Source organism: Pelomonas sp. CA6 (genome assembly GCF_022549225.1).
Lineage (GTDB): Bacteria > Pseudomonadota > Gammaproteobacteria > Burkholderiales > Burkholderiaceae_C > Roseateles.
In genome coordinates, this window is the sequence record NZ_JAKZFD010000050.1 from 1 (window position 1) to 511 (window position 511).

General features: G+C 71.4%; 1 pseudogene. It reads left to right on the plus strand.

Annotation, left to right across the window (positions count from 1 at the left end):
• Positions 1-511 (plus strand): annotated as a pseudogene (locus LZ017_RS21820) (heme utilization protein); the annotation flags it as partial.

Genomic DNA, 511 nt, shown 5'->3' on the forward strand with positions numbered 1-511 from the left:
GGCCGCGCTGGAAACGCAAGACCTGCGCGCGCTGAACACCGCCGCGCTGCGTGCACTCTCCACCGCGCAAATCGACGCGCTGGGCTCGGCCCAGATCCAGGGCCTGTCCACCGCCCAGGTGGCCAGCCTGACCACGGCTCAGGTCGCCAACCTGTCCAGCGATGATCTCAACGCGCTGGGCACCGACCAGGTCCGCGCGCTGGGCAGCGCGCAATTGGCCGCGCTGTCCACGGCCCAGGTCTCCACGATGGAGAGCGCCGACGTCGCCGCGCTGGGCACCAACCAAGTCACCCAGCTGAGCTCCAGCCAGCTCGGGGCGCTGGCCACCGCCAACATCGAGGCGCTGGGCTCGCAACAGGTCGCCGCGCTGAGCTCACGCCAGGTCGCCGGCCTGGGCACCGACCAGATGGCCGCGCTGGAAACGCAAGACCTGCGCGCGATGAACACCGCGACGCTGCGCTCGCTCTCCACCGCGCAGATCGACGCGCTGGGCTCGGCCCAGATCCAGGGC